The following is a 22,547-nucleotide window of genomic DNA, read 5'->3' as shown; positions in this document are numbered from 1 at the left end:
TCTCTGGGGTGCTCCCCGGGACGGGCCCGGTGCGGTCATGAGCGTCCTCGTCGTCGGGCTGTCCCATCGCACCACGCCGGTTCCGGTGCTGGAACGCGTCGCCGTGGCCGACGCCGACCTCGGCAAGCTGCTGGACCAGCTGCTCGCAGCGCCCAGCGTGTCCGAGGCCGTGCTGCTCTCGACCTGCAACCGGGTCGAGGTCTACGCCGTGGTCGAGACCTTCCACGGCGGCATGAACGAGGTCGTGGAGGTGCTCGCCCGGCAAGCCGGCGCGGAGCCCGCGGACCTGTTCGAACACCTGTACGTGCACTACGCCGCCGCCGCCGTCGAGCACCTGTTCTCGGTCGCGGGCGGCCTGGACTCGATGGTGGTCGGCGAGGCCCAGATCCTCGGCCAGCTGCGCACCGCCTACACCCGCGCGGACGAGGCCGGCGTCGTCGGCCGCGTGCTGCACGAGCTGACCCAGCAGGCGCTGCGGGTCGGCAAGCGGGTGCACACCGACACCGACATCGACCACGCGGGCGCGTCCGTGGTGTCCGAGGCGCTCGCCGACGCCGCCACCGAGCTGGACGGCCTCGCCGGCCGCACCGCCCTGGTGGTGGGCGCGGGCTCGATGGGCGGCCTGGCCGCCGCGCACCTGCGCCGGGCCGGCATCGGCGAGGTGGTCATCGCCAACCGGACCGCCGCCAACGGCGCGCGGCTGGCGAACGCGCTGGTCGCGGACGGCGTGCCCGCCCGCTCGACCGGCCTGGACGACCTGGTCGCCGAGATCGCCGCCGCCGACGTGCTGTTCGCCTGCACCGGCTCGGTGGACGTCGTGGTCGGCGCGGAGCTGATCGGCGACCGCGCGCCCGGCCGGCCGCTGGTCGTGTGCGACCTCGGCCTGCCCAAGGACGTCGACCCCGCCGCCGAGCTGCTCGCCGGCGTGCGCGTGGTCGACCTGGAGACCCTGCAACGACGGCTGTCCGACGCCCCCACCGGCCAGGACGCCCTGCGCGCGGCGGAGATCGTCGCCGAGGAGGTGCGCGGCTACCTGGCCGGGCAGCGCTCGGCCGAGGTCACGCCCACCGTGACGGCCCTGCGCAAGCGGGCCGCCGAGGTCGTGGACACCGAGCTGCTGCGGCTGGACTCGCGGCTGCCCGAGCTCGACGGCGCGGTCCGCGACGAGCTGGCCAAGACCGTGCGCCGGGTGGTCGACAAGCTCCTGCACACCCCGACCGTGCGGGTCAAGGAGCTGGCCGCCGCGCCCGGCGGTGCCGGGTACGCCGAGGCGCTGCGCGAGCTGTTCGGCCTCGACCCGCAGAAACCGGCGGCCGTGAGCACCCCCCATTCGACGCGACCCAAAGGTGAGAAGCGGTGAACCGCACCCTGAGGATCGGTACGCGCGGCAGTGCGTTGGCACTCGCGCAGACCGGTCACGTGGCCGACGCGTTGCGCGCCGCCGGCGCCGACGTGGAGATCGTCACCATCTCCACCCCCGGCGACCGGTCGTCCGCGCCGATCGCCGAGATCGGCGTCGGGGTGTTCACCTCGGCGCTGCGCGACGCCCTCGCCAACGGCGAGATCGACGTGGCCGTCCACTCGTACAAGGACCTGCCCACCGCGCGCGACCCGCGCCTGTCCCTGGCCGCCGTGCCGCCGCGCGAGGACCCGCGCGACGCGCTCGTCGCCCGTGACGGCCTGACCCTGGGCGAGCTGCCCACCGGTTCGACGGTCGGCACCGGGTCGCCGCGCCGCGCCGCGCAGCTGGCGGCGCTGGGCCTGGGCCTGGACGTCGTGCCGCTGCGCGGGAACGTCGACAGCCGAATCCGTAAGGTGGCCGAGGGCGTGCTGGACGCCGTGGTGCTGGCGCGCGCCGGCATCGCCCGACTCGGCCGCACGGCCGAGATCACCGAGACCTTGGAGCCCATCCAGATGCTCCCCGCGCCCGCACAGGGCGCACTCGCGGTGGAGTGCCGGGTCGACGACGTCGACGCCGAGCACCTCCTCCAGTCCACTCTGGACGATTCGGCCAGTCGGGCCGCTGTCACCGCCGAGCGGGCCATGCTGGCCGAGCTCGAAGCGGGGTGCAGCGCGCCGGTCGGCGCACTGGCCGATGTGGTGGAAGACCTTGACGACCAGGGAGCGGTAGTCCTCCGCCTGTCCCTGCGCGGGGTCATGGCGACGGAGGACGGCGACCTCCTCCGTGCGTCCGCCACCGGTGACTTGACCGCAGCAGAGGAACTCGGCCGCGCGCTGGCCGTCGAGTTGCTCGACCTCTCCGGCCTCGCCGCTGCGCGGTCGGAGGGGCGTAGTTGATGGGGAGTGCCCTGATGACCCGCGCACGCAAGACCCCCGGCCGTGTCGCCTTCGTGGGCTCCGGCCCCGGCGACACCGGCCTGCTCACGGTCCGCGCCCGTGATCTGCTGGCCAAGGCGGAACTCGTGGTGACGGACCCGGACGTGCCGTCCGAGGTGGTCGCCCTCGTCCCGGACGGAGTGGAGATCCGACCGGCGGTCGGTGATCCGGCCGACGTGGCGAAGGACCTGGTGACCGAGGCGAAGAACGGCCACGCCGTGGTCCGGCTGGTGGCGGGCGACCCGCTCACGCTGGACTCCGTGGTCAAGGAGGCGCAGGCGGTCTCGAAGACGACGATCGCCTTCGACGTGGTGCCGGGTGTCCCGGCGGGCACGGCGGTGCCCGCGTACGCGGGTGTCGCGCTCGGCGCGGTGCACACCGAGGCCGACGTGCGCGGCGTGACGGACTGGGCGAGCCTGGCCGCCGCGCCCGGCACGCTGGTCCTGCACGCGACCGGCAGCCACCTCGCCGAGGCGGCGTCCTCCCTGGTGGAGAACGGCGTCGCGCCGCAGACCCCGGTGGCGGTGACCGCGGACGGCACCGGCTTCGGCCAGCGCACCGTGGACACCACGCTGGCGTCGCTGGCCGCCGACGCCGGCGACCTGGGCGGCCCGCTGGTCGTCACGGTCGGCAGCGCCGTCGCCGGCCGCGCCAAGCTGTCCTGGTGGGAGTCCCGCGCCCTCTACGGGTGGCGGGTGCTCGTGCCGCGGACGAAGGAGCAGGCGGGCGCGATGAGCGACCGGCTGCACTCGCACGGCGCGATCCCGGTGGAGGTGCCGACCATCTCGGTCGAGCCGCCGCGCAGCCCGGCGCAGATGGAGCGCTCGGTGAAGGGCCTGGTCGACGGCCGCTACCAGTGGGTGGTGTTCACCTCGACCAACGCCGTCCGCGCGGTGTGGGAGAAGTTCCGCGAGTTCGGCCTGGACGCGCGGGCGTTCTCCGGCGTGAAGATCGCCTGCGTCGGCGAGTCGACCGCGGCCAAGGTGCGCTCGTTCGGGATCATCCCCGAGCTGGTGCCCTCCGGCGAGCAGTCCTCCGAGGGCCTGCTGGCCGACTTCCCGCCGTACGACGACATCCTGGACCCGGTCGACCGGGTGCTGCTGCCGCGCGCCGACATCGCCACCGAGACCCTGGCGGCGGGCCTGCGGGACCGCGGCTGGGAGATCGACGACGTGACGGCCTACCGCACCGTGCGGGCCGCGCCGCCGCCCGCCGACACCCGCGAGATGATCAAGTCGGGCGGGTTCGACGCGGTGTGCTTCACCTCGTCGTCCACGGTCCGCAACCTGGTCGGCATCGCGGGCAAGCCGCACGCCCGGACGCTCGTGGCGTGCATCGGACCGCAGACCGCCGAGACGGCCCGCGAGTTCGGCCTGCGGGTCGACGTCCAACCGGAGGAGGCCAACGTGCCGGCCCTGGTGGACGCGCTGGCCCAGCACGCGGCCAGGCTGAGGGCGGAGGGCGCGCTGCCCCCGCCGCGCAAGACCAAGCGCCTGCGCCGTTCGTGAAGCAACCAGGTCGGGGCCTCTTCCGGGGCCCCGACCTCTTCTCGTAGGGAGTGCCCGCGTGTTCCCCGCCCACCGTCCCCGCCGGCTGCGCACCACGCCCGCGATGCGCCGCCTGGTCAGCGAGACCAGCGTGCGGCCCCGGCAGCTCGTGCTGCCGATGTTCGTCAAGGAGGGCGCGGCCGCGCCGGTCCCGATCTCGGCCATGCCGGGCGTGGTCCAGCACACCCGCGACTCGCTGCGCAAGGCCGCCGTCGAGGCGGTCGAGGCGGGGGTCGGCGGGCTGATGCTGTTCGGCGTGCCGACGACCCGGGACGCGGTCGGCTCCGGCGCGACCGACCCGGACGGCATCCTCAACGTCGCGCTGGCCGACCTGCGCGCCGAGCTGGGCGACAGCACCGTCCTGATGTCGGACTGCTGCCTGGACGAGTTCACCGACCACGGCCACTGCGGCGTGCTCACGCCCACCGGCGAGGTGGACAACGACGCCACGCTGGAGATCTACGGCGAGATGGCGGTGGCGCAGGCGCGCGCCGGCGCCCACCTGGTCGGGCCCAGTGGCATGATGGACGGCCAGGTCGGGGTCATCCGCAAGGCGCTGGACGAGTCCGGGTACGCCGACACTGGCGTCCTGGCCTACTCGGTGAAGTACTCGTCGGCGCTCTACGGGCCGTTCCGCGAGGCCGTCGAGTCGCAGTTGCGGGGCGACCGCAAGACCTACCAGCAGGACCCGGCCAACGCGCGGGAGGCGCTGCGCGAGGTGGAGCTCGACCTCGCCGAGGGTGCCGACCTGGTGATGGTCAAGCCCGCGCTGCCCTACCTCGACGTGCTGCGCGCGGTGCGGGAGGTCGCCGACGTGCCGGTGGCGGCCTACCAGATCTCGGGCGAGTACGCGATGGTCGAGGCCGCCGCCCGTAACGGGTGGATCGAGCGCGAGCGGACCGTGCTGGAGACGTTGACGTCGATCCGACGTGCCGGCGCGGACGTCGTGCTCACCTACTGGGCGGCGGAGGCGGCGCGGTGGCTGGACCGCGGGTGAGCCGGCCGTCCCCGGTCGGGCGCAGACCGGCCCGGCCGAAGCCGACCCCGCCGAAGCTGGTCGACCTGGCCCGGTGGCTGTGGATCGGCAGCGCCCTGGTCGGCCTGGGCCGGTTCCTGTTTCAACTGGCCGACCGCGGGATGCTCATCGACATGCTGCGCGAGGACCAGCAGCGCAACGGCGTCACGATGAGCCAGGACGAGGTGGACGCCGCGGTGTCCGGCGGGATCCTGATGGGCCTGCTGATGGGCGCGCTGCTGGTGCTGGTGTACGCGGTGCTGGCGAACCGGGTGGCCGGCGGCCGGAACTGGGCGCGGATCGTGCTGACCGTGTTCGGCGCGGTCGGGATCGTGGTCGGGGTGACCCGGCTGATCCTGGTCGCCTCGGGTCTGGCGGCCGCGATGAAGCTGCAGGTGGCCACGCCGGACCTGGTGTTCGGCACCATCACGATGGTGCTGGACGCGGCGGCGATCGTGCTGATGTATTTGCCGTCAGTTTCCGGGTACTTCCGATCACAGCGTTCCGTCGCCGATAAAACACCCCGGGTAGCTAACGGATTGTGATTTCCGGTCGACTCGACCGGCCCGTCCTCTTACGGTCCGCGCATGACCACTCCTCAGGACCCCTACGGCCAGCAGGGCGGCTACCCCCAGCAGCCCGGCGGCCACCCCCAGCAGGGCGGCTACCCCCAGCAGCCCGGCTACCCGCCCCAGGCGCCGCCGCTGTCCCCCGGTGAGCTGAGCCGCCCGCCGCGCCCGAAGTCCGTCGACACCGCGTTCCTGCTGTGGATGGTCGGCGCGGGCATCGGCATCCTGTCCAGCATCATCAGCTTCATCACCGCGCAGGCGCTCTACGACGAGCTGACCAAGGGCCTCGATCCGTCGCTGCGCGGCTCGCTGGGTGGCGGCCCGGCGTACGGCACGGCGATCTTCAGCATCATCCTGTTCGCGGTGTGGGTGCTGATCGTGTTCCAGATGCGCAACGGCGCGAACTGGGCGCGGATCGTGCTGGCGGTGCTCGGCGGTATCGGCGTCATCTCCGGCCTGGTGGGCCTGGCCGGTTTCGGCCTGCTGTTCAGCATCGGCTTCTTCGGCGTGATCCAGGCGCTGCTGTCGCTGGTGTCCCTCGCGGTGACGGTCGGCGCGCTGATCTTCATGTTCAAGCCCGACGCGAACCACTACTTCAAGTCCGCCTGACCGCAGTCTCGCGCGTGTTGCCCGTCACCCGACGGGCAACACGCCCCCTACCTCGAACGACCTAAGTCGCACGCCCCGACGACCTTCGTCGGAAATCGGGGTCGCGGTCCGTCGCGCGCCGGCCCGTCGCGGTGGACAGTGGCGCTGGGTGGTTCTAGCGTTTCCCGATGTGACGACCCCACAGGACCCGGACCGCGGGCCGCAGCAGCCCCACATCCCCGCGCCCCCGCCGCTGAGCGAGTCCGAGCTGCACGGCACCCCCTCCGCCGCGGGCCCGGCGCTGCCGGTGCCGAAGGAGGTCCAGATCTCGTTCTGGATCTGGATCGCGGGCGCGGTGCTGTCGGTGATCGGCGGGTTGCTGGCCTTCGCCCAGCGCGACGCCGTGGCCGACGCCCTGCGCCGCGCGCCGCAGACGGCCGACCTCTCGGCCGAGGAGTTCGACGCGCTCGTCAGCGCCAACATCATGATCACCGCGGTGGTCGGCGTCGTCATGGCGGGCCTCTACGTGCTGTTCGCGTTCAAGGCGCGGGCGGGCCGCAACTGGGCCCGGGTCGTGCTCGCCGCGCTGACCGTGCTCGGCCTGCTGTCCACGCTGCTGGTCGGCGCGGGCGTCTCGGGCCTGCTCACCTCGCTGATCAGCGTGGTCGCCGTGGTCCTGCTCTACCTGCCCAACTCGAAGGCCTACTTCGACTCGGTGAAGCGGGCTCGGTGACCGCACCGCCGTCGACCGCGCGCGCGGCGGTGGCGCTGTGGTTCGCGCTCGCGGCGTTCGGCCTGCTGCACGTCGGCTACCTGTGGCTGCGCCGGGACGAGTGGACCGGCGCGGGCCAGGACGGCTCGGCGGTGACCGAGCGGCTCGTGCAGCTCACCACCGTGGCGCTGGTGTGCGGCGCGGGGTACGTGGTGTTCGCGCTGCTGCTGCGGCGGCGCACGCGGTGGGCGCGGGGCGCGCTCACCGCCGTGGCCGTGCTGCACGTGCTGTGGATCGTGCTGACCGCGTCGGCCGGGCCGAACCTGGTGCTGCTGCTCCTGATCGGGGCCGGTTTGGCGTTCACCTGGCTGCGCGGTACGGCAGAGTGGGTGACGCAGCACTAGAACCCCCCGCCGGAGAGCGCCCATGTCCGAGCCAGACCCGTACGCCTCGCCGTTCCAGCCGGTCCACCTGCCCGGCGAACCGGCCGCGCCGCCGCCCGGCCACCCGGTGGACGCCGGTCACCCGGGCTACTCGGGCTACGCCGGCTACCCGCTGCCGATGCCGGCCGTCGACCAGGGCGGGCTCGCCCCGCGCCGGCCCGCCGCGCTGACCGTCGCGTCCTGGACGTGGCTGGCCGGCGTCGTGCTGGTGGTGGTCGGCCTGCCCGCCCTGTTCTTCACCGGCGGCGACGCGTTCGCCGATCAGCTCTACCGGGACTCCCAGGGCGGGCCCGAGCCCTACACCAGGGAAGAGGCGCGGTTCGGCGCGCGGCTCACGCCCGTGCTGTTCGGGTTCGGGTTCGCGGTGCTCGCCGTGCCGTTCGTGCTCGGCGCGCTCAAGCTGCGCTCCGGCCGCAACTGGGCCCGGGTCCTGCTCGCCGTGCTGGCCGCCCCCGCCCTGCTGCTGTGGCTGGTGGTGGTGACGGGGTGGGAGACCGGCGACCTGAGCGCGTACGCGAACTGGTGGGCGGGCATCGTCTGGTGCCTGCTGTTGCTGGGCGTGCTCCTGCTGGGGGTCGTGGCGATGTTCCTGCCCCCGGCCAACGACTACGTGAGGTGGGTGAACCGCCGATGACGCAGCCGCCGTTCGACCCGTTCGACCAGCCGATGCGCCCGGTGCACCTGCCGCAGGCCGGGCCGCCGCAGGGGTCGCCGTACGGGCCGCCGCAGGGCTCGCCTTACGGGCCACAGCCGCTCGGGTTCCCCGGCCAGATGCGCGGCATCGACCAGCAGACGTCGGCCGTGGCACGGCCCGGGGCGGTCGTCGCGGCGTTCGTCCTGTGGCTGCTCGCCGCGCTGATCTGGCCGGTGGGCACGGTGGTGCGCGAACTCGCCGAGCAGGGCGGGTTCGTCGGGTTCGGCGCGGTGATGACGCTGTTCGCCACCGGTTGCCTCGCGGTCGGCGGGGTGTGGGGCGCGGTGGCGTTCCTGGGCGGCAGCTACTACGCCCGGATCGCGCTGTGCGGCGGATACCTGGTGCTCGGCATCCTGGCCGTGGCGGCGGCGGTCGTGGCGTCCAGGTCCGGCGGCACCGAGGCCGCGTCGTGGGCGGTGATCGTGCTGCGGCTGGTGCTGCCCGCCGCGGCCGGCGTCCTGAGCTTCCTGCCGGGCACCCGGCACTACTTCGCCGGGAACCTGGGCTGATGGACCAGCCGGTGCTCTACCGGGAACCCGGCGCGTCCTGGTGGCCGGTGCTGTGGGGGCCGGTGTTCGGCCTGGTCGGCCTGGGCGTGGAGGCGCTGACCGGCGCGGTGTTCCCGCTGCTGTGGCTGCTCGTGGCGGCCGGGCTGAGCTTCGCCGCGCTGGTCTGGGTGCAGGGCCGGCGACGGCTGCACGGCGTGCTGCTCACGCCCGCCGCGCTGCACTTGGGCCGCGAGGAGGTGCGGGTGCGCGACATCGCGGAGGTGTCCGGCGTGGAGCCGCGCGCCGGCGCCCGGATCCTCGGCGGCGGCTGGACCGAGCCGCGCGGCACCGGGCCGGTGCCGGTGCGACTGGCCGACGGCGAGGTCGTGCTGGGCTGGGCGCGTGACCCGGAGGCGTTGCGCGCCGCGCTGGACGGGTTGCTCGCGACGCGCGCTCCGCGTCGCGGCGAGGGGTGAGGCGTCGTGACGTGCTGGGCGGCGTGGCCCGGACGCGTTGCGCGGCGTCGGACCGGCTGCTCGCGACCCGTGCCCCGCGCCGTGACGAGGCGTGAGAGGCTGAGCCGGTGACCGCTGCCACCTCCGAAGCCCCCGTCGCGGACGCCCCGGGCCCGGGGCTGCACCAGCCCCTGCGCGCCGCCGTGGCGGCCGGCGAGGTCGTCCTCGCGGTGGCGCTGGTGGCGCTCGCGGTGTGGTGCTGGAACCGGGGTGTGCTGCGCTACAGCTACCCGGTGGAGAACCACGCGCCGCTGGAGTCCACCCGCTACCTGGGCAACTGGGTCGGCGGCGCGCTCGGCCTGGGCACGGTGGCCGGTGTGCTGCTGCTCGACGCGGTCCGGCAACTGCTGCTCGCGGTCCGCACCCGTGGTCGCGAGAAGGTCGCCGAACCGGACGTGTGAGACTGGACCCCGTGACTTCCACGCGATCCCAGGCACTGTTCGAGCGCGCGGCGGCGGTGATCCCCGGTGGCGTCAACTCGCCGGTCCGGGCCTTCCACTCGGTCGGCGGCACGCCCCGGTTCATGGTCCGCGGCGAGGGCCCGCACCTGTGGGACGCCGACGGCAACCGGTACGTGGACCTGGTGTCCTCGTGGGGGCCGATGATCCTCGGCCACGCCCACCCGCAGGTCGTCGAGGCCGTCCGCACGGCCGCCGTGAGCGGCTTGTCGTTCGGCACGCCCACCGAGGGCGAGATCGAGCTGGCGGAGGAGATCATCGCCCGCGTCGCGCCGGTCCGGCAGGTGCGCCTGGTCAACTCCGGCACCGAGGCGACGATGAGCGCGATCCGGCTCGCCCGGGGCTTCACCGGGCGGCGCAAGGTCGTCAAGTTCGCCGGCTGCTACCACGGCCACGTGGACGCCCTGCTCGCCGCCGCCGGCTCCGGCGTCGCGACGCTGGGCCTGCCCACCTCGCCCGGCGTGACGGGCGCCCAGGCCGCCGACACGATCGTGCTGCCGTACAACGACCTGCCCGCCCTCGAAGCCGCGTTCGCCCAGCACCCGGACGAGATCGCGTGCGTGATCACCGAGGCCGCGGCAGGCAACATGGGCGCGGTCGCGCCCCGGCACAACGCCGGGCTGCTGGAGCTGTGCCACGCGCACGGCGCGCTGCTGGTGATGGACGAGGTGATGACCGGCTTCCGGGTGTCCCGGGCCGGCTGGTACGGCCTGGAGCAGGTCGCCGGCGACCTCTACACGTTCGGCAAGGTGATGTCCGGCGGGCTGCCCGCCGCCGCGTTCGGCGGGCGCGCCGACGTGATGGCCAAGCTCGCCCCGGCCGGCCCGGTCTACCAGGCCGGCACGCTGTCCGGGAACCCGGTGGCGGTCGCCGCGGGCCTGGCCACGCTGCGCGCCGCCACCGACGACGTGTACCGGGCGCTGGACGCCAACGCGACCCGCCTGGGCGCGCTGTTCACCGCCGCCCTGACCGAGGCCGGCGTGCCGCACCGGGTGCAGTTCGCGGGCAACCTGGTCAGCGTCTTCTTCACCGAGGACGAGGTGGTCGACTACGCGGGCGCGCAGGCCGCGCAGACCTGGCGCTTCCCACCGTTCTTCCACGCCCTGCTGGAGCGCGGCGTCTACCCGCCGCCCAGCGCGTTCGAGGCGTGGTTCGTCAACGCCGCCATGACCGAGGAGGACTTCGCGGTGATCGCGGACGCCCTGCCCCACGCCGCCCGTGCCGCCGCGGAGGCCAAGCAGTGAAGACCGTCGTGCACCTGCTCCGCCACGGCGAGGTCCACAACCCGACCGGGGTCCTGTACGGCCGGCTGCCGGGCTACAAGCTCTCCGAGCGGGGCCAGAAGCAGGCGCTCGTCGTCGCCGAGCACCTCGCCGACCACGACATCGCGCACGTCGTGGCGTCCCCGCTGGACCGGGCGCAGCAGACCGCCGCGCCGATCGTCGACTCGCACCGCCTCGACCTGGCCACCGACAACCGGCTGATCGAGGCGGGCAACAAGTTCGAGGGCCTCAAGGTCGCGGTCGGCGACGGCGCGCTGCGCTCGCCCAAGCACTGGCCGAAGCTGGTCAACCCGTTCAAGCCGTCGTGGGGCGAGCCCTACCTGGAGATCGCGCACCGGATGCTCGGGGCGGTCCAGCGGGCGCGCGCGGCGGCCGAGGGCCACGAGGCGGTGTGCGTGTCGCACCAGCTGCCGATCTGGACGCTGCGCCGGTTCCTGGAGGGCAAGCGGATGTGGCACGACCCGCGCCGCCGGGAGTGCTCGCTGGCGTCGCTGACCAGCCTGGTGTTCGAGGGCGAGGAACTGGTCCGGGTCGTCTACACCGAGCCCGCCGGGGCGACCAGCCCGCGGGTGACGGGCGCGTGAAGCGGCTCGCAGCGGCGCTGTCGGCACTGTCGCTGCTGCTCGTGGCGACGGCGTGCGCGACCGGCGACGACGCGGTGGTGACCGGCTCGGACTTCCAGTTCGTCGCGCCCGACGGCCAGGTCCGCATCCGCTACGACGGCGACCAGCGCAAGGCGGTCCGCGTGCTGTCCGGGCCGGACGTGCGGGAGGACGGCCGGACGGTCTCGCTGGCCGACTACGCGGGCAAGGTCGTCGTGGTCAACATCTGGGGCTCGTGGTGCGGCCCGTGCCGCACCGAGTCGCCCGAGCTGCAGAAGGTGCAGGACGAGACCGGGTCGCTGGGCGTGCAGGTGGTGGGCATCGCGGTGAAGGAGAGCTCCGCCGAGCAGCCCCGCGACTTCATGCGCGACCGCGACCTGAGCTACCCGTCGATCTACGACGAGTCCGGGCGCACCCTGCTGGCGTTCAAGGGCCTGCCGCCCAACACCGTGCCCTCGACGATCGTGCTGGACAAGCAGCACCGGGTGGCCGCGGTGTTCCTGGAGACGTTGATCGCGACCGACCTGGTGCCGCTGGTGAAGGAGTTGGCGGCCGAGGCGTAGGCAGGGGGAGCGCCGCGCACCGGGTCAGCGGATCTCGGGGATCTTGGTCTTGAAGGCGTCGACCATCGCCTCGCGGCCGACGAGGTTGAACTCGCGGCCCAGCGTGCGCATGATCGAGTTCTCGGTGGGCCGGTAGAGGCCGTACCGGTAGTACCGGCTGCCCTCGTACGCGCCGACCGTGCCGCCGTCGGGGGAGGTCTGGCCCAGGTAGCGGGACCACTTGGCGCCCGACGGGTCGGCGGTCGCGTTCGGCTCGAACGGCTCGCCGCCGGAGTACCGGTCGTACGGGTAGTCGTACTCGTCGGCCAGCCCGCCGATCGAGTGCCCCAGCTCGTGCACGGCGATCTGCCCGGCCTGCGCGTTCGCGCCCGCCGCGGTGGCCACCCCGCCGCCCGCGCCGCCGTACTTGGCGGTGTTGCCCAGCGCGATCACCTGGTCGGCCTCCGGCGCGAGCGCGCCGAACTGCGCGGCCTTCGCCTGGTTCACGCACAGCAGCCGCTCGGTGTTGACGTCCCGGCCCTGGCACCAGAAGCCCATGTCCAGCGCGGTGTCCCTGGCCGAGCCCAGCGCGGGGTCGTTGTCCACCCCGGACTCGGCGGACACCACGTTGACCTGCCACACGTTGAAGTACTGCTTGTAGGACTTGAACGGCTCCACGGCGGACAGCTCGTCCCACTTGCCCACGACGTGTCGGTGATAGGTGTCCAGTTCGGACGAGGTGTACCCGTCCCCGACGAACACCAGGTCGAACCGCTGGTCACTGGGCCCGGTCTGCTGCACCGGCACCACGTCGGCGACCACCTCGGACACCGCGGCTCTCGGCTCCGCCGCGACCGGGACGGCGACCCGGGTGATGGTGCCGTCCGGCGAGAACGCCTCCCGCCACTCCACCGGGTTCGACTCCACCGGGGACTCGACCGCGCCACCGCTCGCAGGGGCGGTGGCGACGACGAGTGCGACGGCCAGGACCGGCAGGGTCAGTCGGCTCACGCGCATGGGACTCACGCTATGAAGTGGGTCACTCACTCACAAGGGTGGAAAGTCGGGTTTAACCGATGGGGGAACAGAGCGTCTCCGGACGGGTGTGACCCAGGTCGCGGCTAAGGGAGTCCGGTGAGCGGCTCTCAGCGGCCCGTACCTACCCTGTGGCCGTGGACCCGACGACGCAACTGGCGATGTCCGGGCCGCTGGGACTGGCGATGGGCCTGGCCGTGCTGGCCGGCGCGATCTCGTTCGCCTCGCCGTGCGTGGTCCCGCTGGTCCCCGGCTACCTCGCCTACCTGGCCGGCCTGGTCGGCGCGGAGGCGCCCGCCGTGGATTCCGGCGAGGGCCGCAAGTCCGGCCGCTGGCGGGTCGCGGGCGCGGCCCTGTTGTTCGTGCTGGGCTTCACGATCGTGTTCAGCCTGACGTCGTTCGTGGTGCTCGGGCTCACCGACACCCTCTACTTCGACGCCGACGTGTTCCAGCGGATCGGCGGCGTCGTCACCATCGCCATGGGCCTGGTGTTCATCGGCCTGGTGCCGGGGTTGCAGAAGGACGTCCGGCTGCACCGCACCCCGCGCGGCGGGCTGCTCGGCGCGCCGGTCCTGGGCGGCATCTTCGCGCTCGGCTGGACCCCGTGCATCGGGCCGACGCTGGCCGGCGTGCTGGCCCTGGCCCGCAGCACCGAGGTCGGCTCGGCCACCGCCCGCGGCGCGGTCCTGGTCGTCGCCTACTGCCTCGGCCTGGGCCTGCCGTTCGTGCTGATCGCGCTGGGCGCGCGGTGGGCGGTGCGGGTCACCGGCTGGCTGCGCTCGCACGTCCGCCAGGTGCAGGTGTTCGGCGGCGTGCTGCTCATCGCGGTGGGCGTCGCGCTGGTCACCGGGCTCTGGGGTGATTTCGTCTTCTGGCTGCGCGACGCCGTGGTCAGCGATCTCGAACTGCCGTTGTAGTGCGCGCCCTCCTCGCCTTCCTGCGCAACACGTGGCGCGGCCTCACCGCCATGCGCACCGCGCTGACCCTGCTGTTCCTGCTCGCGCTGGGCGCGATGCCCGGCGCGCTGCTGCCGCAGCGCTCGCTCAACCAGCAGAAGGTCACCGAGTACATCGCGGAGAAGGGCTGGTGGGGCGGGTTCCTCGACCGGCTCCAGTTCTTCGACGTCTACGCCAGCGCCTGGTTCTCCGCCGTCTACGTGCTGCTGTTCGTGTCGCTGATCGGCTGCCTGCTGCCGCGCACGTGGGAGTACTTCGAGCAGATGCGGGCCAAGCCCGTGCTCACGCCGCGCAACCTGGCCCGGATGCCGCACCACGCGTCCGCCGAGAGCGCCGCCTCCCCCGACCTGGTGATCGCGGCGGCGAAGCGGCGGCTCAAGGGCTGGCGGCTGGTCGAGCGCGCGGAGGAGGGCGGCGCGCGCAGCGTCAGCGCCGAGCGCGGGTTCCTGCGCGAGACCGGTAACCTGGTCTTCCACTTCTCCCTGCTGGGCCTGCTGGTGGCGTTCGCGCTGGGCAAGATGTTCGGCTACGAGGGCCAGGTCATCGTCCAGTCGCAGGGCGGCCAGTACTGCAACTCGGGCGTGTACAACTTCGACACGTTCCGGCCCGGCCTGCGGGTCGACGGCACCGACCTCAACCAGTTCTGCGTCAAGGTCGACGACTTCCACGCCACCTACCTGCACAACGGGCAGGCGCAGACGTTCCAGGCCGACATCCAGTACCAGTCCGGCGACGACCTGGAGACCGGCACCTGGCGGCCGTACCCGTTGCAGGTCAACCACCCGCTGCGGACCGCCGGCGACCGGCTCTACCTGCTCGGCCACGGCTACACGCCGCTGTTCACGGTGACCTTCCCCAACGGCGAGGTGCGCACCGGGTCCACCCAGTGGCGGCCGGTCGACGAGCTGACGCTGGCCTCCGAGGGCGCGACCAAGTTCGACCCGCCGGGTGTGACCGACGACGAGCAGCGGCGCAAGAACCAGCTCGCGATCACCGGCCTGCTCGCGCCCACCGCCGTCTTCCAGGGCGAGCTGCTCGACTCGGCGTTCCCCGAGGCGCGCGACCCGGCCGTGGCGGTCGACGTCTACCGGGGCGACCTCGGCCGGGACTCCGGGCGCGGCCAGTCGATCTTCACCCTCGACCCGAAGGTGGTGAAGGACGGCAAGGTCACCAAGGTGGCCCGGCAGAACCTGAAGGTCGGCGAGGAGATCAAGCTGGACGACGGCACCGCGATCCGGTTCGACGGCGTGCGGGACTGGGTGTCGCTCCAGGTGTCGCACGACCCGACGCAGATCTACGTGCTGGCGTTCGCGGTGCTGGTCATCCTGGGTCTGGTGGTGTCGCTGACGGTCAAGCGCCGGCGGATCTGGGTGCGGGCGACCCCCCAGGAGGACGGGCGTACGGTTGTCGAGGTCGGTGGCCTGGCGCGCACCGACCAGGCCGGGTACGGCGAGGAGTTCGGCTCCCTGTCCCGGGACCTGCTCAAGGAGGAGAGCTAGATGCCGGTCAACACGACGCTGGCCACGTTCAGCGACTGGACGTACGGCGCGGCCGTGGCGATCTACGTGATCGCGGCCGTGTTCTACCTGTGCGAGCAGGCTTTCGCGAAGAACACCGCGAAGAGCGCCGCGAGCGCGGACAAGGCCAAGGAGCTGGTCGGGGCCGGCCCGCAGGTCGCGGGCACCGGCGACGACGGCGGGTGGCGACCGGGCCTGGTCGTGCGCACCGAGCGGCCGCGCGCGGAGAAGCTCGGGCGGATGGGCGTCGCGCTGACCCTGCTCGGCGTGCTGCTGCACGCCGGTTCCCTCGTGCTGCGCGGTCTGGCGACCCAGCGCGCGCCGTGGGGCAACATGTACGAGTACACGGCGCTGCTGACGCTCGCGGCGGTCGTGGGCTGGCTGGTGCTGGTGCGGATGTTCCCGGTGCGCAAGCTCGGCGGGTTCGTGCTGACGCCGATCGCCCTGCTGATGTTCCTCGGCGGCACCGTGCTCTACGCCGAGGCCGCGCCGGTGCAGCCGGCGCTCCAGTCCTACTGGCTGGTCGTCCACGTCTCGGTGATCTCGGTGTCCAGCGGCCTGTTCCTGCTGCCGGGCGTGGCCAGCGTGCTGTACCTGCTGAAGTCCTCCGGCCGGGCGCGGTTCGCGAAGCTGCCCGACTCCGACGTGCTGGACCGGCTGGCCTACCGCAGCACGGTGTTCGCGTTCCCGCTGTTCACGCTGGGGCTCATCTGCGGCGCGATCTGGGCCGAAGCGGCGTGGGGCCGGTTCTGGGGCTGGGACCCCAAGGAGACGGTGTCGTTCGTGGCCTGGGTGGTCTACGCCGCCTACCTGCACGCCCGCGCCACCGCCGGCTGGCGCGGCCGGCCCGCGGCGTGGATCAACTCGCTGGGCTTCGCGCTGACCGTGTTCAACCTGTTCTTCATCAACCTGGTCACGACCGGATTGCACTCTTACGCGGGTGTGAACTAGACCCCCTACCCAGTGTCGTGGAACCGCTGCACGCCGACTACCGTCGCAATCGTGAGGTCGGGGAGTGCTCGATCCGCTTCGCTCCAGGGAGGACCCCAGCGGTGACCGGTCGCTACGAGAACCCTGAATCGTCGTGGCAGCCGCCCTCGGGCGGGGAGGGGCAGCCCAACCCGAACCAGTCGGGCGGCCACCCGGTCGAGCCCGCGGTGGACTCCCCGTACGTCGAGCCCGCGACGGTCAACTTCGACCCCGCCCCGTCCGGTCCGGTGACCGGCCCGCCGTCGGGCGGCTTCCCGGCCCAGGGCACGCCGTCCGGCTCCTACCCGGTCGGGCAGAGCGGTCCGCACCCGGTGCCCGGCCAGCCCGGACCGCACCAGTCGGGACCGCACCAGTCGGGTCCCCACCCGGGTCCGCACCAGTCCGGCGCGTACCAGGTCGGCGGCCAGTCCGGCGCGTACCCGGTGCCCGGCCAGTCCGGTCCCTACCAGGTCCCCGGCCAGTCCGGCCCGTACCAGGTGGGCGGCCAGTACCAGGCCGGCCCGCACCAGAGCGGCGCGTACCACGTCGCCGGCCAGAGCGGGCCGCACCAGTTCGACCCGAACGCGCAGCAGCAGTTCGGGGGCGCGTTCCCGAACAACTTCCCGCAGAGCATCCAGTCCCAGCCGCAGCAGGCGAGCGCGCACGACGTGTCCTCGCACCAGTTGATCAAGCGCGCGAAGCGCCCGCCGCAGTCCGGCTGGCGCAAGACCGTGCACGCGGTGACCGGCGGCCTGGTGAACCTCGGCGAGAGCCCGGCGGACGTGCGGCGGCGCGAGCTGATCGCGCGGATCAACCAGCCGCTGCGCGGGTGCTACAAGATCGCGATGCTGAGCCTCAAGGGCGGCGTCGGCAAGACCACCACGACCACCACCCTGGGCTCGACGTTCTCGTCGCTGCGCGGTGACCGGGTGATCGCGGTGGACGCCAACCCCGACCGGGGCACGCTCGCGCTCAAGGTGCCCCGCGAGACCACGGCGACCGTGCGGCACCTGCTGCGCGACGCCTCGCGGATCACCAAGTACAGCGACGTCCGCGCGTACACCTCGCAGTCGCCCAGCCGGCTGGAGATCCTCGCCTCCGAGCAGGACCCGGCGGTGTCCGAGGCGTTCAGCGACCAGGACTACCTGCGGACCGTCACACTGCTGGAGCTGTTCTACAACATCGTGCTCACCGACTGCGGCACCGGCCTGATGCACTCGGCGATGAAGGGCGTGCTCGACCAGGCCGACTCGCTGGTGCTGGTGTCCTCCGGCTCGGTGGACGGCGCCCAGACCTCGGCGGCGACGCTGGACTGGCTGGAGGCGCACGGCTACCGCGACCTGGTCGCCAAGTCGGTGGCCGTGATCAACTCGGTGCGCCCCGGCTCGGGGAAGGTCGACCTGGACAAGCTGGCCGCGCACTTCGCCCAGCGCTGCCGCGCGGTGGTCCGGATCCCGTTCGACGCGCACCTGGAGGAGGGTGCCGAGATCGAGCTGGACAAGCTCGGCCCGGAGACCCGGCTGGCGCTGCTGGAACTGGCCGCGACGGTGGCCGACGACTTCCCGAACAAGGTCACCTGAGCGCGTTCACGCGCGCCGACGCGACGAGGGGCCTCGACGAAAGGCCCCTCGGCACCGCGCCCGTCACTCTTCGTCGGGACGCTTCTTGCTCTGCTCACCCAGCTTGCGCAGGAACTCCGGATCGTCGTCCGGCGCGATGACGCGGCGGCTGGGGGCGGTATCGACCCGGTCCGGCCCGAACGCGCGCCACAGCAGCACGGCGATCGTGAGCGCACCGATCAGCGCTAGCACGTAGAGCATGGTCGCCACCTCCTTTGCCACGACATTACCCGTGTCACCGAGGTGAACGGCGTCAGTGCCGCACCGGTTCGGTCGCCTCGGTCGTCAACTGGGAGAGCAGGGCCTGGACCTCGGACTCCCGGAAGCGGCGGTGACCGCCCGGGGTCCGGATCGAGCCGATGCGCCCCGCCGTGGCCCAGCGGGTCACGGTCTTGGGGTCGACGCGGAAGAGATTGGCCACTTCGCCCGGTGTGAGCAGCCGTTCCCCCTGGTGTCCCTGCGTCACGGTCACGGTCTTCCTCCCCGATGCCGAACAGACGTACCGGACGCATGGTGGCATCCCGACCTTCGGGTACTCGAACGCTTGGGTGATGGTAAAGAGGTAGTAAGGGACGAAGTGGGCGGTTCGGACATCGTGGTCGGTGGCCCTAGGCTAGGCCCGGTGGACGCACTCGATCGCCAGATCATCGCCGCCCTGCGGGCGAACGGCCGAGCCACCTACGCCGATCTGGGCCGGAAGGTGGGCCTGTCCGCCTCCGCCGTGCACGAGCGGGTCGGCAAGCTGGAGGCGACCGGCGTCATCGTCGGCTACCACGCCGTGGTCGACCCGAGCGCGGTCGGCCTCGGGGTCACCGCCCTGGTCAGCATCCACCCGACGGACACCGCCGACGACGACGAGCTGGCCCTGTCGCTGGGCGAGCTGATCGAGGTCGAGTCCTGCTACCGGGTGGCCGGCGACGAGTCGTTCATCGTGAAGGTCCGGGTGGCCACCGTGGACGACCTGGAGCGGTCGCTGGGCAGGCTGCGGCGCATCCCGGGCGTGGCCCGCACCCGCACCACGGTCGTGCTGTCCACGCGTTTCGAGGGGCGGCCGAACACCGCGGCGGGCGAGCCCGAGGGCACGGCGTAACCTGGGCAACCGTGCACCTGGGTCGTGATGTGACGCTTTACGTGGGCGCGCGGCTGGGCATGGTCGCCGCGGTCACCGCGCTGCTCGTCCTGCTCAACGTTCCGCTGCTGGTCGCCTTGGCGGTCGGCGTGGTCGTCGCGCTGCCGCTGTCGCTGTTCGTGTTCCGCGGGCTGCGGACGCGGGTGGCCCGCGGCCTGGAGGAGAAGCAGGCCGCGCGCCGGGTCGAGCGCGAGAAGCTGCGCTCCCAGCTGCGCGGCGAGCCCGGCCCCTCGGCCTGAAAGCTCCGGCCGGCCGACATCGGCGCCCTAGATGACCAGCACGATCACCCCGCCGAGGTTCGCGATCAGCATCACCGCGAGCACCGCACCGAGGTGCCGGCTCTCGCGCAGCCGCAGGGCCAGGGCCAGCACACCGACCGGCAGCATGACCGGAGCTTTGCGGGTGTTCGCCGTGCGCACCGCGCCGAAGGCGACGCCGAACGGCGAAAGTCCCAGCTCACGGGCTCCGAGCACGTCCGCGCGCCACTGTTCCAGGTAGCGTTCGCGGTCCTTGCGCGGCAGCAGCGCCGCCGCCCACGTGACCAGGACGAGCGCGAGGCGCGTCATCCCGCCACCTGCGGCCGGGTCGCGCGGGCGGGCCGGGACTTGCGGGCGCACACCTTGACCGCCTCTTGGGCCCCGTCCGGGGTGAGCACGTACATCCGCCGGCGCGGGCCGCGGCGTTCGGCGTCGTCGTCCCAGCTCGACGTCACCCAGCCCGCCCGCTCCAGCCGGTCCAGCAGCGGGTAGACGCTGCCGGACGGGCGCCCGGTCAGCTTGATGATCTCCAGCCCCCAGCGGGGGTGGGCACCGTCGAGCAGCACTTCCAGCACGTCGACGGTGGCCTTGCCGATGCGTTCCAGCGGTTCCACGACGCTAATGCTACCTATGTAGATTAGTGCCGTCCAGGGTGCGGGGCTCAGCGGCCGAACACCTCGCCCGCCTCGTCCGCCAGCCGACCGATCACGTCGGCCAGTTCCAGCGACTCCAGCCAGTGCGCCGGCAGCGCGCCCGCGCCGTCCCGCGCGCCCAGCAGGTTCCCGCACAGCGCCCCGGTCGAGTCGCTGTCCCCGGAGTGGTTCACGGCCAGCAGCAGGCCGTCCGCGAGCGTCTCGGCGGCCAGCGCGGTGAGCACCGCGATCGCCAGCGCCTCCTCGCCGACCCAGCCGCCGCCCAGCGCCGTCTCGATCACCTCGGGCGTCGGCCGCACGCCGCGGGTGCCCATCTCCGCGGCCAGGTCCAGCAGCACCAGCTGCTCCTCGTGGCCCTCCCAGCGCTGGAGCTCGTCGCGCGCCACGTCGATCGCGCCGGTCAGCTCCGCGCCCTGCCACAGCTGCTGGACCAGCACCGCGAGCACGCCCGCCGACAGGTAGCCGCTGGGGTGGCCGTGGGTGAGCGCGCCGGTCGCCGCGGCCAGCGCGAACACCTCGTCCGGCCGCTCCGACCACAGCGCCACCGGCGCGGCGCGCATCACCGCGCCACAGCCCTTCGAGTCGTTGATCGGCGCCTCGACCGTGCCGAGCAGGCCCGAGCGCAACGCCGTCAGGCACGTGTTGCCGGGCGCGCGCGTCTGGTGCAGCTCCGGCACGTCCAGCAGCCACCCGTCCGCCGCCACCTCCGGCCCGCCCTGGGTGCGCAGCCAGCGGCCGTAGGCGACCCGCACCTCGTGCACCGGGTCGCTGCCCCGGCGGCGCGCCAGCACCAGCCCCTCCAGCGTGAACAGGGTCATCTGGGTGTCGTCGGTGATCGCGCCGAGCCGCCCGTACGCGGGCGCGTAGTCGGTCAGGCCGGACGGGCCGAAGCGGCCCCGGATGCGGTCGATGCGGTCGAACTCGATCGACCCGCCGAGCGCGTCGCCGACCGCGCCCGCCAGCAGGCAGGCCCGCAGGGCGTCCCGCGCTGAAGTGCTCCCACGTGAGGTCACGTCGCAGAAGTTATCGTGCCGGCGTGACCATTTCGGTAGACCGATGTAGCTCCCGCACCAGGGAATGGGTGTGCGAGGCAGTCTCGATCATCGAGGCGGACGCCAACCGCAGCGCCGACACGCACCTGCTGCACTTCCCCCTCCCACCGGAGTGGGGGATCGACCTTTACCTCAAGGACGAGTCGACCCACCCCACCGGCTCCCTCAAGCACCGCCTGGCCCGATCGCTGTTCCTCTACGCGATCTGCAACGGCTGGGTGGTCGGCGGCACGCCCGTGATCGAGGCGTCCTCCGGCTCCACGGCCGTGTCCGAGGCGTACTTCGCCCGGCTGCTGGGCCTGCCGTTCATCGCCGTGATGCCCCGCTCGACCAGCGGGGAGAAGGTCGCGCTGATCGAACGCCAGGGCGGCAGGTGCCACTTCGTCGACGAGCCCGGCGCGATCTACGACGAGTCCCGCAGGCTCGCCGCGGACCTCGGCGGGCACTTCATGGACCAGTTCACCCACGCCGAGCGCGCCACCGACTGGCGCGGCAACAACAACATCGCCGAATCGGTGTTCCAGCAGATGTCCCAGGAAGCCTCGCCGGAACCCGAGTGGATCGTGGTCGGCGCGGGCACCGGCGGCACCAGCGCCACCATCGGCCGCTACATCCACTACCGCAAGCTGCGGTCGCGGCTGGCCGTCGTGGACCCGGAGCACTCGGTGTTCTTCGACGCGTGGCGCGACAGCGTCCCCGACCTGGTCGGCACCCGGGGCTCCCGGATCGAGGGCATCGGCCGGCCGCGCGTCGAGCCGTCGTTCGTCGGCCACGTCATCGACCGGATGATCAAGGTGCCGGACGCGGCGTCGATCGCGACCATCCGGCACGTCGAGCAGGTCATCGGCCGCCGGGTCGGCGGGTCCACCGGCACGAACCTGTGGGGCGCGTTCCAGCTCATCGCCGAGATGCGGGCGTCCCGGTCGCGCGGCAGCGTGGTGACCCTGCTGTGCGACGGCGGCGAGCGCTACGCCAACACCTACTACGACGACGAGTGGGTGGCGGCCCAGGGCATGGACCTGTCCGACCACCTGACCACCCTGACCCGATTCCGCTCCGCGGGGACTTGGTCGTAACAATCTCGGCACCCGTGGGAACGCGGGCCGGGCGTCGTGCGTCGCAGCGTGGATCGCCAGTCGGAAGGGGTTGCCGTGGGCATGTGGCGGACCGCGGAGGTAAAGACCGCCGAGGACGTGCTGGCCAAGTCCGTGGCAGCCGCCGACCAGGCCATGCGCGACGCGGCGAAACTCCGCTACCCGGCCCGTGAACCCTCGGCGGAGGACGTGCGCAGGGTGATGCGGTTCGCCAAGTCGAACGAGGCGTCACCCGAGCTCCAGGCGTTGCAGCGGCGGATCGCGGCGGGCTACCTGAGCTGGCGCCAGGTCCTGCTCGGCGAGGCGGCCGGCGACCGGGGCGTCCGCGCCGCCTTCGAGAAGGACCGCGACCGCCTGGCCGCCCTGTGCCGGGGCGAGGAACCCCGCATCACGCCGCCGAAACCCCAGCGCCGCGACGACGACGAACCGATGAGCTTCACCGAAGACGCCTGGTAGCCACCCGAATCCGCCCG

Annotated in this window: 29 protein-coding genes; 23 read left to right on the top strand and 6 right to left on the bottom strand. The window is 72.9% G+C overall.

Annotated features, from left to right (window positions below; genetic code table 11):
* The first annotated feature begins 37 nt into the window (after positions 1 to 37).
* The 15 genes from BN6_RS39125 (at position 38) to BN6_RS39055 (ending at position 11,814) form a co-directional block, all read left to right on the top strand.
* Positions 38 to 1,360 (top strand): glutamyl-tRNA reductase, encoded by a 1,323-nt coding sequence (locus BN6_RS39125; RefSeq protein ID WP_015105409.1) that lies wholly within the window; start codon positions 38 to 40, stop codon positions 1,358 to 1,360.
* Positions 1,357 to 2,298 (top strand): hydroxymethylbilane synthase, encoded by a 942-nt coding sequence (hemC, locus tag BN6_RS39120; protein ID WP_015105408.1) that lies wholly within the window; start codon positions 1,357 to 1,359, stop codon positions 2,296 to 2,298. Before BN6_RS39125 ends, hemC begins: the two co-directional genes overlap by 4 nt.
* Positions 2,299 to 2,312: 14 nt before the next feature.
* Positions 2,313 to 3,845, top strand: coding sequence for a bifunctional uroporphyrinogen-III C-methyltransferase/uroporphyrinogen-III synthase (locus tag BN6_RS39115; protein WP_041315603.1), 1,533 nt, complete (start codon positions 2,313 to 2,315; stop codon positions 3,843 to 3,845).
* Positions 3,846 to 3,903: 58 nt separating this feature from the next.
* Complete coding sequence (hemB, locus tag BN6_RS39110) at positions 3,904 to 4,881, top strand: porphobilinogen synthase (protein ID WP_015105406.1); 978 nt, start codon at positions 3,904 to 3,906, stop codon at positions 4,879 to 4,881.
* Positions 4,878 to 5,444, top strand: coding sequence for a hypothetical protein (locus tag BN6_RS39105; RefSeq protein ID WP_051075894.1), 567 nt, complete (start codon positions 4,878 to 4,880; stop codon positions 5,442 to 5,444). The genes hemB and BN6_RS39105 overlap by 4 nt, the downstream gene beginning before the upstream one ends.
* 42 nt (positions 5,445 to 5,486) lie before the next feature.
* The gene (locus BN6_RS42790; protein ID WP_015105404.1) at positions 5,487 to 6,077 is read left to right on the top strand and encodes a proline-rich domain-containing protein; all 591 of its coding nucleotides are present in this window, start codon (positions 5,487 to 5,489) and stop codon (positions 6,075 to 6,077) included.
* Positions 6,078 to 6,246: 169 nt separating this feature from the next.
* On the top strand, positions 6,247 to 6,789 hold the full coding sequence (locus tag BN6_RS39095; protein WP_051075893.1) for a hypothetical protein: 543 nt from the start codon (positions 6,247 to 6,249) through the stop codon (positions 6,787 to 6,789).
* Positions 6,786 to 7,172, top strand: coding sequence for a hypothetical protein (locus BN6_RS39090; protein ID WP_015105402.1), 387 nt, complete (start codon positions 6,786 to 6,788; stop codon positions 7,170 to 7,172). The genes BN6_RS39095 and BN6_RS39090 overlap by 4 nt, the downstream gene beginning before the upstream one ends.
* A 22-nt stretch (positions 7,173 to 7,194) precedes the next feature.
* A complete protein-coding gene (locus BN6_RS39085) occupies positions 7,195 to 7,845 on the top strand; it encodes a hypothetical protein (protein WP_015105401.1) in 651 nt (216 codons plus the stop codon).
* Entirely contained in the window at positions 7,842 to 8,414 is a 573-nt protein-coding gene (locus BN6_RS39080; RefSeq protein WP_015105400.1) for a proline-rich domain-containing protein, read from the top strand. Before BN6_RS39085 ends, BN6_RS39080 begins: the two co-directional genes overlap by 4 nt.
* Positions 8,414 to 8,869 carry a hypothetical protein gene (locus BN6_RS39075; RefSeq protein WP_015105399.1) on the top strand — a complete coding sequence of 152 codons (456 nt, stop codon included), beginning with the start codon at positions 8,414 to 8,416 and terminating at the stop codon, positions 8,867 to 8,869. Before BN6_RS39080 ends, BN6_RS39075 begins: the two co-directional genes overlap by 1 nt.
* Before the next feature lie 107 nt (positions 8,870 to 8,976).
* On the top strand, positions 8,977 to 9,309 hold the full coding sequence (locus BN6_RS39070; protein WP_015105398.1) for a hypothetical protein: 333 nt from the start codon (positions 8,977 to 8,979) through the stop codon (positions 9,307 to 9,309).
* Positions 9,310 to 9,320: 11 nt separating this feature from the next.
* Positions 9,321 to 10,610 carry a glutamate-1-semialdehyde 2,1-aminomutase gene (gene hemL, locus BN6_RS39065; protein WP_015105397.1) on the top strand — a complete coding sequence of 430 codons (1,290 nt, stop codon included), beginning with the start codon at positions 9,321 to 9,323 and terminating at the stop codon, positions 10,608 to 10,610.
* On the top strand, positions 10,607 to 11,233 hold the full coding sequence (locus BN6_RS39060) for a histidine phosphatase family protein (protein ID WP_015105396.1): 627 nt from the start codon (positions 10,607 to 10,609) through the stop codon (positions 11,231 to 11,233). Before hemL ends, BN6_RS39060 begins: the two co-directional genes overlap by 4 nt.
* Positions 11,230 to 11,814, top strand: coding sequence for a TlpA disulfide reductase family protein (locus tag BN6_RS39055; RefSeq protein WP_015105395.1), 585 nt, complete (start codon positions 11,230 to 11,232; stop codon positions 11,812 to 11,814). Before BN6_RS39060 ends, BN6_RS39055 begins: the two co-directional genes overlap by 4 nt.
* Positions 11,815 to 11,838: 24 nt before the next feature.
* Here BN6_RS39055 and BN6_RS39050 read toward each other — a convergent pair whose 3' ends face one another.
* Positions 11,839 to 12,810, bottom strand: a complete 972-nt coding sequence (locus tag BN6_RS39050) for a M64 family metallopeptidase (protein WP_015105394.1) — start codon at positions 12,808 to 12,810, stop codon at positions 11,839 to 11,841.
* A gap of 155 nt (positions 12,811 to 12,965) precedes the next feature.
* On the opposite strand from BN6_RS39050, the gene BN6_RS39045 reads away from it, so the two are divergent.
* From BN6_RS39045 to BN6_RS39030, 4 genes are all read left to right on the top strand, one after another.
* Positions 12,966 to 13,745, top strand: coding sequence for a cytochrome c biogenesis CcdA family protein (locus BN6_RS39045; RefSeq protein ID WP_041319447.1), 780 nt, complete (start codon positions 12,966 to 12,968; stop codon positions 13,743 to 13,745).
* Complete coding sequence (resB, locus tag BN6_RS39040; RefSeq protein ID WP_015105392.1) at positions 13,745 to 15,283, top strand: cytochrome c biogenesis protein ResB; 1,539 nt, start codon at positions 13,745 to 13,747, stop codon at positions 15,281 to 15,283. Before BN6_RS39045 ends, resB begins: the two co-directional genes overlap by 1 nt.
* Complete coding sequence (gene ccsB, locus BN6_RS39035; protein ID WP_015105391.1) at positions 15,284 to 16,252, top strand: c-type cytochrome biogenesis protein CcsB; 969 nt, start codon at positions 15,284 to 15,286, stop codon at positions 16,250 to 16,252.
* A gap of 101 nt (positions 16,253 to 16,353) precedes the next feature.
* The gene (locus BN6_RS39030) at positions 16,354 to 17,850 is read left to right on the top strand and encodes an AAA family ATPase (RefSeq protein ID WP_015105390.1); all 1,497 of its coding nucleotides are present in this window, start codon (positions 16,354 to 16,356) and stop codon (positions 17,848 to 17,850) included.
* 63 nt (positions 17,851 to 17,913) lie between these two features.
* On the opposite strand, the gene BN6_RS47560 is transcribed toward BN6_RS39030, so the two are convergent.
* Positions 17,914 to 18,090 (bottom strand): hypothetical protein, encoded by a 177-nt coding sequence (locus tag BN6_RS47560; RefSeq protein WP_015105389.1) that lies wholly within the window; start codon positions 18,088 to 18,090, stop codon positions 17,914 to 17,916.
* Between the two features lie 52 nt (positions 18,091 to 18,142).
* A complete protein-coding gene (locus BN6_RS39020; protein WP_231904860.1) occupies positions 18,143 to 18,361 on the bottom strand; it encodes a BldC family transcriptional regulator in 219 nt (72 codons plus the stop codon).
* A 150-nt stretch (positions 18,362 to 18,511) separates the two neighbouring features.
* Here BN6_RS39020 and BN6_RS39015 point away from each other — a divergent pair, with 150 nt between their 5' ends.
* Positions 18,512 to 18,979 (top strand): Lrp/AsnC family transcriptional regulator, encoded by a 468-nt coding sequence (locus BN6_RS39015; protein WP_041315597.1) that lies wholly within the window; start codon positions 18,512 to 18,514, stop codon positions 18,977 to 18,979.
* A 29-nt stretch (positions 18,980 to 19,008) separates the two neighbouring features.
* Entirely contained in the window at positions 19,009 to 19,257 is a 249-nt protein-coding gene (locus tag BN6_RS39010) for a DUF4229 domain-containing protein (RefSeq protein WP_015105386.1), read from the top strand.
* 27 nt (positions 19,258 to 19,284) lie between these two features.
* On the opposite strand, the gene BN6_RS39005 is transcribed toward BN6_RS39010, so the two are convergent.
* Genes BN6_RS39005 through BN6_RS38995 form a run of 3 tightly spaced genes read right to left on the bottom strand, consistent with a single transcriptional unit; the run spans position 19,285 to position 20,941 of the window.
* The gene (locus BN6_RS39005; protein WP_015105385.1) at positions 19,285 to 19,584 is read right to left on the bottom strand and encodes a hypothetical protein; all 300 of its coding nucleotides are present in this window, start codon (positions 19,582 to 19,584) and stop codon (positions 19,285 to 19,287) included.
* Positions 19,581 to 19,889 carry a PadR family transcriptional regulator gene (locus tag BN6_RS39000; protein WP_015105384.1) on the bottom strand — a complete coding sequence of 103 codons (309 nt, stop codon included), beginning with the start codon at positions 19,887 to 19,889 and terminating at the stop codon, positions 19,581 to 19,583. The genes BN6_RS39005 and BN6_RS39000 overlap by 4 nt, the downstream gene beginning before the upstream one ends.
* Positions 19,890 to 19,936: 47 nt before the next feature.
* Complete coding sequence (locus BN6_RS38995) at positions 19,937 to 20,941, bottom strand: ADP-ribosylglycohydrolase family protein (RefSeq protein WP_015105383.1); 1,005 nt, start codon at positions 20,939 to 20,941, stop codon at positions 19,937 to 19,939.
* Between the two features lie 68 nt (positions 20,942 to 21,009).
* Here BN6_RS38995 and cds1 point away from each other — a divergent pair, with 68 nt between their 5' ends.
* Positions 21,010 to 22,056 (top strand): L-cysteine desulfhydrase Cds1, encoded by a 1,047-nt coding sequence (gene cds1, locus BN6_RS38990; RefSeq protein WP_015105382.1) that lies wholly within the window; start codon positions 21,010 to 21,012, stop codon positions 22,054 to 22,056.
* 81 nt (positions 22,057 to 22,137) lie between these two features.
* Positions 22,138 to 22,530, top strand: coding sequence for a hypothetical protein (locus BN6_RS38985; RefSeq protein ID WP_015105381.1), 393 nt, complete (start codon positions 22,138 to 22,140; stop codon positions 22,528 to 22,530).
* Positions 22,531 to 22,547: the final 17 nt, after the last annotated feature.

This window comes from Saccharothrix espanaensis DSM 44229, assembly GCF_000328705.1.
Lineage (GTDB): Bacteria > Actinomycetota > Actinomycetes > Mycobacteriales > Pseudonocardiaceae > Actinosynnema > Actinosynnema espanaense.
The sequence above is the reverse complement of the archived record's forward strand: the minus strand, read 5'-3'. Positions and strand labels throughout refer to the sequence as shown.